This is a genomic window from Polaromonas sp. P1_E1_2 (genome assembly GCF_056406035.1).
The window spans coordinates 1-8143 of the sequence record NZ_JBFUAZ010000141.1; the positions used below are offsets into that span (position 1 = coordinate 1).

General features: G+C 60.9%; 7 protein-coding genes. 5 read left to right on the forward strand and 2 right to left on the reverse strand.

Going from position 1 to position 8143, the window contains the following annotated elements; genetic code table 11:
• The 5 genes from AC1D1P_RS09070 to AC1D1P_RS09090 form a co-directional block, all read left to right on the forward strand.
• Nucleotides 1-612 (forward strand): polyprenyl synthetase family protein (locus AC1D1P_RS09070; protein WP_477672741.1); only part of this gene is annotated, 612 nt, incomplete at its 5' end.
• Between the two features lie 65 nt (nucleotides 613-677).
• The gene (dxs, locus tag AC1D1P_RS09075) at nucleotides 678-2588 is read left to right on the forward strand and encodes a 1-deoxy-D-xylulose-5-phosphate synthase (RefSeq protein WP_477672742.1); all 1911 of its coding nucleotides are present in this window, start codon (nucleotides 678-680) and stop codon (nucleotides 2586-2588) included.
• A gap of 278 nt (nucleotides 2589-2866) precedes the next feature.
• Complete coding sequence (locus tag AC1D1P_RS09080) at nucleotides 2867-3946, forward strand: TRAP transporter substrate-binding protein (protein ID WP_477672743.1); 1080 nt, start codon at nucleotides 2867-2869, stop codon at nucleotides 3944-3946.
• A 260-nt stretch (nucleotides 3947-4206) separates the two neighbouring features.
• On the forward strand, nucleotides 4207-5286 hold the full coding sequence (locus tag AC1D1P_RS09085) for a TRAP transporter substrate-binding protein (protein ID WP_477667988.1): 1080 nt from the start codon (nucleotides 4207-4209) through the stop codon (nucleotides 5284-5286).
• A 222-nt stretch (nucleotides 5287-5508) separates the two neighbouring features.
• On the forward strand, nucleotides 5509-6588 hold the full coding sequence (locus AC1D1P_RS09090; RefSeq protein ID WP_477667987.1) for a TRAP transporter substrate-binding protein: 1080 nt from the start codon (nucleotides 5509-5511) through the stop codon (nucleotides 6586-6588).
• 204 nt (nucleotides 6589-6792) lie between these two features.
• Here the strand turns inward: AC1D1P_RS09090 and AC1D1P_RS09095 are convergent, their stop codons facing one another.
• Both AC1D1P_RS09095 and AC1D1P_RS09100 read right to left on the reverse strand, forming a co-directional pair.
• On the reverse strand, nucleotides 6793-7290 hold the full coding sequence (locus AC1D1P_RS09095; protein WP_477667986.1) for a hypothetical protein: 498 nt from the start codon (nucleotides 7288-7290) through the stop codon (nucleotides 6793-6795).
• Between the two features lie 104 nt (nucleotides 7291-7394).
• Nucleotides 7395-8143 (reverse strand): TRAP transporter large permease subunit (locus AC1D1P_RS09100; protein ID WP_477672744.1); only part of this gene is annotated, 749 nt, incomplete at its 5' end.

Here is an 8143-nt window from a genome sequence, read left to right on the forward strand (position 1 = left end):
GTGCTGCGCCGCGGCAAGCCCACGGTGCATGTCAAGTTCGGCCAGGCTCAGGCACTGCTGGCCGGCGACGCCCTGCAGGCGCTGGCATTTGAATTCCTCACGCCGCCCGACGATTCAGTTGATGCGGCCACACAGGCGCGCCTGTGCCGCATGCTGGCTCAGGCGGCCGGTTTTCAGGGCATGGCCGGCGGCCAGGCCATTGACCTTGCCAGCGTGGGCATGCCGCTGACGTCCGTCCAGCTGCATGAAATGCACCGGCTCAAAACCGGTGCGCTGCTGCAGGCCAGCGTGATGATGGGCGCGGCCTGTGGTGCTGCGACACCGGCCGCTCAAGACGCCTTGCGCGATTACGGCGCCGCCGTCGGCCTGGCTTTCCAGGTCGTTGACGACATCCTCGACGTCACCGCTGACTCCGCCACACTGGGCAAGACGGCCGGCAAGGACGCCGCCCAGGACAAACCCACCTTTGTATCGCTGATGGGGCTGGAAGACTCCAAAGCCTATGCGCAGCAGCTGCTGGGCAAGGCACTGCGCAGCCTGGATGCCAGCGGGCTGGGCCACACCGATGCCCTGCGCGCACTGGCGGACATGCTTGTGAACCGTCATCATTGAAGCCGTCATCAGGATTGAATACCGCGGACCGGGAAACCGGCCTTGCCATAAACAGCGACACCACGATGTACCCATTGCTTGAAACCATCAACAGCCCCGCCGACCTGCGGAGCCTGCCCCGCGTTGACCTGAAACCCCTGGCCGACGAACTGCGTGCCTACGTGCTTGACAGCGTTTCAAAAACCGGCGGCCACCTGAGCTCGAACCTGGGCACGGTGGAGCTGACGGTGGCCCTGCATTACGTCTTTAACACCCCCGAAGACCGCCTGGTGTGGGACGTGGGCCATCAGACCTATCCGCACAAAATCCTCACGGGCCGGCGCGAGCGCATGGACAGCCTGCGGCAGTTTGGCGGCCTGTCGGGCTTTCCGCGCCGCGACGAAAGCCCCTACGACACCTTCGGCACGGCCCACTCATCGACCYCGATTTCCGCCGCACTGGGCATGGCGCTGGCCGCCCAGCAAAAAGGCGAAGACCGCCATGCGGTGGCCATCATTGGCGACGGTGCCATGAGCGCCGGCATGGCCTTCGAGGCCCTGAACAATGCGGGCGTGCATGACCATTGCAAGCTGCTGGTGGTGCTCAACGACAACGACATGAGCATCAGCCCGCCGGTGGGCGCGCTGAACCGTTACCTGGCCCAGCTGATGAGCGGGCGTTTTTATGCATCCGCCAGGCACATGGGCAAGCAGGTGCTGCGCGTAGCACCGCCGCTGCTGGAACTGGCCAAACGCCTGGAGTCGCACGCCAAGGGCATGGTCGTGCCTGCCACGCTGTTTGAAAACTTCGGCTTCAATTACATCGGCCCCATCGACGGCCACGATCTCGAGTCGCTGGTCCCCACGCTGGAGAACATCAAACACCTCATGGACACCAAGGGCGGCCCGCAGTTCCTGCATGTGGTCACCAAAAAAGGCCAAGGCTACAAGCTCGCCGAAGCCGACCCCATCGCCTACCACGGCCCCGGCAAGTTCGATCCGGCCATGGGGCTGCAAAAGTCCACCGCACCGGCCAAGCAGACCTTCACCCAGGTGTTCGGCCAGTGGCTGTGCGACATGGCCGAGCACGACAGCCGGCTCGTCGGTATCACACCGGCCATGAGAGAGGGCTCGGGCATGGTTGAGTTCCACAGGCGCTTTCCCGAGCGCTACCACGACGTCGGCATTGCCGAGCAGCATGCGGTGACGTTTGCCGCGGGCATGGCCTGCGAAGGGCTCAAGCCCGTGGTCGCGATTTACTCCACCTTTCTGCAGCGCGGCTACGACCAGCTGATCCACGATGTGGCCCTGCAGAACCTGCCTGTCGTGTTTGCGCTGGACCGCGCTGGCCTGGTCGGCGCCGACGGGGCCACGCATGCGGGCGCCTATGACATTCCTTACCTGCGCTGCATTCCCAACATGAGTGTGGCATGCCCCGCCGATGAAAATGAATGCCGCATGCTGCTGAGCTCGGCTTTCGAGCAAAACCATCCGGTGGCTGTACGCTACCCGCGCGGCGCCGGCGCCGGCATCAAGCCGGGAACCGGACTGGAAGCGCTGCCCGTTGGCAAGGGCGAAGTCCGCCGCGAAGGCGCAGGTGTTGCCATCCTGGCTTTCGGCACCTTGCTATACCCGGCCCTGCAAGCCGCAGAAAAACTAGGCGCCACAGTGGTCAACATGCGCTGGGCAAAACCGCTGGACACCGAGCTGCTGCTCAAGGTGGCAGCCAACCACCAAGCCCTGGTGACGGTGGAAGAGGGAGCCATCATGGGCGGTGCCGGCAGCGCAGTCAGTGAAGCCCTGCAGGCCGCAGGCATCGCGAAACAGGTGCTGCATTTGGGCCTGAAAGACGAGTTCATCGAACACGGCGATCCCGCAAAACTGCTCGCCCTCCAAGGCCTCGATGCCACCGGCATCGAAGCGTCCATCACGGCACGTTTTGCCGCATTGCTCGGATCCGGCAAGCCCGGCAAACCGGCACTCAAGTCCGTCGCCTGACCACTGATTCTGCTAAGCCCTGAAGGCTCTTCATTCAAGCAGGGGCCGCGGGACCGGCTTTGCCGGACCGCAGGCGCAGCGGCCCCCTCGGGGGGCAGGGAGCGACACGAAGTGCGCGACCGTGGGGGCTACATAGACAGCTTCCTGTCAGCTCTTCAAGGGTAAACCCGGCCGGGTCGAGACCCCCTCATTTTTAGAATTCCCAAAGACCTGCAAAACGGTCTGACTGGCGCCTGAGCCCAGTGGAATTTTCATTTTTACCTTTCGGAGTCAACCTGATGGATCGTCGTTCACTCATCAAACACGCCGGCGTTGCCGGTGTTTTGGCAGCAGGCGTTGCGCCGGCTGTTCACGCACAGGCCGCTGTTCGCTGGCGCCTGGCATCCAGCTTCCCCAAATCGCTGGACACGATCTATGGAGGTGCTGAAACGTTTGCCAAGCATGTCAAGGCGATTTCAGGCGGCAAATTTGAGATCTCCGTCCATGCTGCGGGCGAGCTGATGCCTGCGTTTGGTGTGGTCGACGGTGTGCAGCAAGGCTCCATCGAGGCAGCCCATACGGCGCCTTACTATTTCTTCGGCAAGGACGAAACCTTTGCCATCGGCGGCGCCATTCCTTTTGGCCTGAACAGCCGCCAGATGAGCGCCTGGACCTTTGAGGGCAACGGCTTGAAACTGATGCGCGAGTTCTACGCCAAAYACAACATGATCAGCTTTCCGTGCGGCAATACCGGCGCGCAAATGGGTGGCTGGTTCCGCAAGGAAATCAAGTCCATTGCCGACATGAAGGGCCTCAAATTCCGCGTCGGCGGTTTTGCCGGCAAGGTCATCGAGCGTCTGGGTGGCGTGCCGCAGAACATTCCCGGCGGCGAGATTTACCAGGCGCTGGAAAAAGGCACCATCGATGCCGCCGAATGGATCGGTCCCTACGATGACCAGAAGCTGGGCTTCAACAAGGTGGCACCCAACTACTACTACCCCGGCTGGTGGGAAGGCGGCCTGCAGCTGGACCTGTACATCAACCAGAAAGCCTACGATGCTTTGTCGCCCGAATACAAGGCGATTGTGGAAGCGGCCAGCGCCGCCGCACACGTCGACATGCAGGCCAAATACGACACCAAGAATCCGACGGCCCTGAAGCAGCTGGTGGGTGCTGGCGCCAAGCTCCGGCCTTTCCCTGCCGATGTCATGAACGCCGCTTTCAAGGAGTCGATGAAGCTGTATGAAGAGCTGTCGGCCAAAAATGAAAACTGGCGCAAGGTCTATGCGGACTATTCGAAATTCCGCGGTGACCAGAACTTGTGGTTCCGTTTTACTGAGGCGACCTTCGACCGCTTCATGCAGAGCCAGAAGCTGTAAAGCCATCATCTTGATCAGATAGGGGCGAGCGGCTTGCAACTGGCAAGCCGCTCGCTGAAACGTTTTCGTCAAAAAGCCGCCTGCCCAGGCGGCTTTTTTGTGCGCGATCTACGGGTAAAAACGGGGTGTTTTTATGCAAAAGAGTGACAAAGTATCCATGCTCCGCCGATTCAATCAAGGCAATGCAATTCAACTGTTATAGCAGGCCGAACCGATCTGGCAGATCAACGCAAAATTCGATAACTTCAGGAGAGAGTTTTATGGATCGTCGCTCACTTATCAAAAATGCCGGTATTGCCGGTGTGCTGGCCGCAGGTGTCGCACCTGCTGTTCATGCGCAGGCTGCCGTTCGTTGGCGCCTGGCCTCCAGCTTCCCCAAATCCCTTGACACGATTTTTGGTGCCGCCGAAGTATTTGCCAAGGCCGTCAAGGCCATGTCCGGCGGCAAGTTCGAAATCTCGGTGCATGCGGCCGGTGAGTTGATGCCGGCCTTCGGTGTGGTCGACGGTGTACAACAAGGCTCCATCGAGGCCTGCCACACGGCGCCCTACTATTTCTTCGGCAAGGACGAATGCTTTGCGCTGGGTTGCGCCATTCCCTTCGGCCTGAACAGCCGGCAGATGAGTGCCTGGATGTACGAAGGCAACGGCATGAAGCTGATGCGCGAGTTCTATTCCAAGTTCAACATCGTGAACTTCCCGGGCGGCAATACCGGCGCCCAGATGGGTGGCTGGTACCGCAAGGAAATCAAGTCCGTCAAGGACATCAAGGGCCTGAAGATGCGCATAGGCGGCTTCGCCGGCAAGGTGCTTGAGCGCATAGGTGGCGTGCCGCAGAACATTCCCGGCGGCGAGATTTACCAGGCCCTCGAAAAAGGCACGATTGATGCCGCCGAATGGGTGGGACCTTACGACGACCTGAAGCTGGGCTTTAACAAAGTTGCCCCCTTTTACTACTACCCCGGCTGGTGGGAAGGTGGTCCCGAGCTGGACTTCTTCATCAACAACAAGGCATTCGACGCCCTCACGCCCGAGAACAAGGCGATTGTGGAAGCGGCTGCGGCCCAGGCCCACGGCGACATGCAGGCCAAATACGACGCGAAGAACCCAGGTGCGCTCAAGCAGCTCGTGGGTGCGGGTACCAAGCTCCGGCCTTTCCCGGCGGACGTGATGAACGCGGCTTTCAAGGAGTCGATGGCGCTCTACGAAGAGATCGGCACAAGGAACGAAAACTGGAAGAAGATCTACGCCGACTACTCCAAGTTCCGTGCCGAACAGAACCTGTGGTTCCGTTTCACGGAAGCCACGTTTGACCGCTTCATGCAAGCCCAGAAACTCTGAACCCGGCCCATCCGTCATCCCGAAAGCCGCCTTTTGCAGGCGGCTTTTTTACGTCTGTCCCGATCTGTAAAAACGGGTTGGGCAGGCGGTGTGAAATGCTGACAAAATAGATCTCCGCCCTCTTGCTCAAAAGCGCGGCTTGCATGGCCGTCGATTGCCAGCTGGGCGCCCGCAGGTCCATTCGGACCGCAAACCCGACCACCCTTCAGGAGATAGCATTTAATGGATCGTCGTTCACTTATCAAAAACGCCGGTATTGCCGGTGTACTGGCCGCCGGTGTGGCACCCGCTGTTCACGCCCAGGCCGCCATCCGCTGGCGCCTGGCTTCCAGTTTCCCCAAGCCGCTTGACACCATTTACGGCGGTGCCGAAGTTTTCGCCAAGAAGGTCAGCGAAATGACTGGCGGCAAATTCCAGATCAGCGTCCATGCCGCCGGCGAACTGATGCCTGCTTTTGGTGTGGTCGACGGCGTTGGCCAGGGCTCCGTGGAAATGTGCCACACCGTCCCGTATTACTACTTCGGCAAGAACGAAGCCTTTGCGATCGGTGCAGCAATTCCATTCGGCATGAACTCACGCCAGATGTCGGCCTGGATGTACGAAGGCAACGGCCGCAAGCTCATGAATGAGTTCTATGCCAAATACAACCTGGTGAGCTTTCCTGGCGGCAACACCGGCACCCAGATGGGCGGCTGGTTCCGCAAGGAAATCAAGACCGTGGCCGACCTGAAAGGCCTGAAGTTCCGTATCGGCGGCTTTGCAGGCAAGGTGGTGGAGCGTCTCGGCGTGGTGCCGCAAAACCTTCCCGGCGGCGAAATCTACCAGGCCCTCGAAAAGGGCACGCTGGATGCTGCCGAGTGGGTCGGTCCTTACGACGACCAGAAACTGGGCTTCAACAAGGTGGCACCGTTTTACTACTACCCCGGCTGGTGGGAAGGCGGCCCTGAGGTTGATTTCTTCATCAACAACAAGGCGCTGGAAGCCCTGCCCGCGGAATACCGCGCCATCATTGAAGCCGCGGCTTCGCACGCCCATATCGACATGCAGGCCAAGTACGATGCGCGCAACCCGACCGCGCTGAAACAGCTGGTGGGCGCCAAGACCAAGGTCTTGCCCTTTCCCAAGCCCGTGCTTGATGCCTCGTTCAAGGCTTCAATGGATCTGTATGCCGAGCTGGCCGAGAAGAACCCTGACTGGAAGAAGATCTACAGCGATTACCGTGCTTTCCAGAAGGACCAGATCCTCTGGTTCCGTTTCGCCGAGTCGCGCTTCGACACTTACATGCAGGGTGTCACCTTATGAGCCCCCACGCTTTTCACTGCGTCTTCGACTTCGTGTAATGCGCTGCCCCCCGAGGGGGCCGCTGCGCCTGCGGCCCGGCGAAGCCGGTTCCGCGGCCCCTGCTTGAAAGGGAAATCAGTGGTTCCCCGTTTTCCCGGGAAATAAAAAACCGCGACATGTCGCGGTTTTTTTCGCCTGCCTTTCCGGCGGCAGTGAGCCGTGCCCTCAGCGTTGGCTGCGAAAGGTCTTCAACTCGCTTACCAGCCGTTCGAATTCTGCGACCATTTCGGGCGAGGCGGCGTAGAACACCGCGAACTTCCCCATCAAGGTACGCACATACAGACGCGGCGCGATCAGCCATTCGAGTCCGCGCACGCGGATCAGCTTGCCGTAGGCGAGTTCGCGCAGCTCCATGTGCTTGTCCCAGACCCAGCTCTGGTAGAGTCCTTGCTCGTCGAGGCGCGTGACGCTGCGCAGGATGTGCCACCAGGTGTAGCCCACCATCAGCAGCCCGGCGATGAACCACCCCCCGCCTGCAGCCGCGCCTGAGGCCCTCCCAGCCAGCCAGGCCTGGGCAAAAGCCGCGGCCAGCGCCAGCACGATGGCGGTCGCCAACACCTTGAAGGGCACGGAAAACGCCTGCCCCGAGATGCTCCCACCTGTTGGGGTGAACTTGAAGGGTGGCGGGCCAAAATAGGTGCTGGGGGCGGGTACGGGGTCCATGGAGTGCTCGCGGTCTGGAAAGGAAAAACTGACAGTATGGGCTGCCAATAAAAACGCCCCTCGCGAAAGGGGCGTTGGACGCTGGCCTGGAAGGCTGCGATCGGTTATTTGGTCTTGAACAGTTCGTCGACCTTTTTCTGTTCGTCGTCGGAATTCGGTTCTGCCGGCGGTGCCAGTGGATCGCTGCCTGTCGCACCGCTGGCCGCGCCCGCGGGTGGGGTCGCGCTTTCGTCGGCCGGGATTTCGATCTTGACTTTGTCCAGGTCGATCACCGCGGGTTTGTCGAGGAAGATCGTTACCGTCTGCGGCACGAAGATCACGATCGCCACAAGGATCAGCTGCATCGCCACCCAGGGAATCGCGCCCAGGTAGATGTCATTGGACTTGATCGGCTTGGGGATGCGCCCTTCCTTGAACAGCGTGTCGGCGATGCCGCGCAAATAGAACAGTGCGAAGCCGAAGGGCGGGTGCATGAAGCTGGTCTGCATGTTCACGCACAGCAGCACGCCGAACCAGATCAGGTCGATGCCCAGCTTGTCGGCGACGGGGCCCAGCATCGGCAGGATGATGAAAGCGATCTCGAAGAAGTCGAGGAAGAAGGCCAGGAAGAAGATGAACAGGTTGACGGCGATCAGGAAGCCGGTCTGGCCACCCGGCAGGCCGCTGAGCATGTGCTCGACCCACTTGGCACCGTCCACGCCCTGGAACACCATCGAGAAGACGCGCGCGCCGATCAGGATGAAGACGACCATGGCCGTCAGTCGCATCGTGCCGCTCATGGCCTCCCAGATCAGCGCGGGGGTCAGTCGCTTGTGCATGGCGGCCAGCACCAGTGCGCCCACCACACCCATGG